At 48.1% G+C, this 1160-nt stretch carries 1 protein-coding gene; it reads right to left on the bottom strand.

Annotation, left to right across the window (positions count from 1 at the left end; genetic code table 11):
- Nucleotide 1: 1 nt before the first annotated feature.
- A protein-coding gene (locus M6D81_RS31510) for an IS3 family transposase (RefSeq protein WP_262681624.1) occupies nucleotides 2-1158 on the bottom strand; the annotation gives its coding sequence in 2 pieces (ribosomal slippage) (nucleotides 2-915 and nucleotides 915-1158; 1158 coding nt in all).
- Nucleotides 1159-1160 lie beyond the last annotated feature (2 nt).

The following is a 1160-nucleotide window of genomic DNA, read 5'->3' on the forward strand; positions in this document are numbered from 1 at the left end:
TTTAGTGATTCACCGTATTGAAGTGATATTGTTGTTCAAAATCAGTAGGCGTACAATACCCAATTGACGAATGGATGCGCTCGTTGTTGTAAAAGACCTCAATGTACTCAAAGATGCTTTTCTCGGCTTCGGAACGGGTTGCATACTTGTTCAAGTAGATCAGTTCTTTTTTGATGATGCTGTGAAAGGATTCGATGCAAGCATTATCGTAGCAGTTACCTTTTCGGCTCATGCTGCCGATCATAGAATAGGTCTTAAGCTGCTCTTGGTAATCATGCGAGGCGTACTGGCTGCCGCGATCCGAATGATGCAGGACCTCGCCTTCGGGCCGCTGACGGCCGTGAGCTTGCCTTAGCGCCAGCAGAACCAACTCCCTTGTCATGCGGTCGCTCGTGTGCCAACCAACGATCTTGCGTGAGTACAAGTCCATAACGCTAGCCAAGTACAGCCAGCCTTCTTCGGTCGCTACATAGGTGATGTCTGTTACCCATTTTTCATTTGGCTTACTAGCCGTAAATTCCTGATTCAGTACGTTTTCTTGCACTGGAAAATTGTGTTTGGAGTTCGTTGTTGCCTTGTATTTTTTGACGGTTCTTGAGCGCCACTGTTGCTCGCTCATAATCCGTGTCACCGTTCGCGTTGAGATATCCACACCTTGCTGCTGGAGCTTCTCGGTGACCTTGGGACTGCCGTAGAGTTGACGAGACGCATCGAACACTTCTTTGATCTGATCCGTCCATTCCCTGTGTTGACGCGCCTGCTCACTCACAGGACGATCCTTCCATTTGTAATACCCGCTGCGAGAAACATCGAGCACGCAGCACATCTTCTCCAGTCGGTACTCGGAGCGGTGTTCATGGATGAACGCATATTTTACCGACGGTCTTTCGCGAAGAAGTGCATCGCTTTTTTTAGAATTTCATTCTCTTCTTGCAAGTCACGAATTCGTTTTTGCATTTCCCTTAGTTGATGATCTTCGGACTTGAACGCTTGCGCTTCAACGATTTCCGGCTCGCCACCGAACTTCTTCATCCAGCCGTACAACGTGTTGTCTTTGATCTTAAGTTCGCGGGCGACCTCCGCCACCGACTTTCCGTTTTCCTTCACGTACTGTACTGTCTTTCTCTTGTACGCTTCATCGTATAGTGGTTTCTTCATTC

Origin of the sequence: Paenibacillus sp. J5C2022 (assembly GCF_025567625.1) — a bacterium.
Lineage (GTDB): Bacteria > Bacillota > Bacilli > Paenibacillales > Paenibacillaceae > Pristimantibacillus.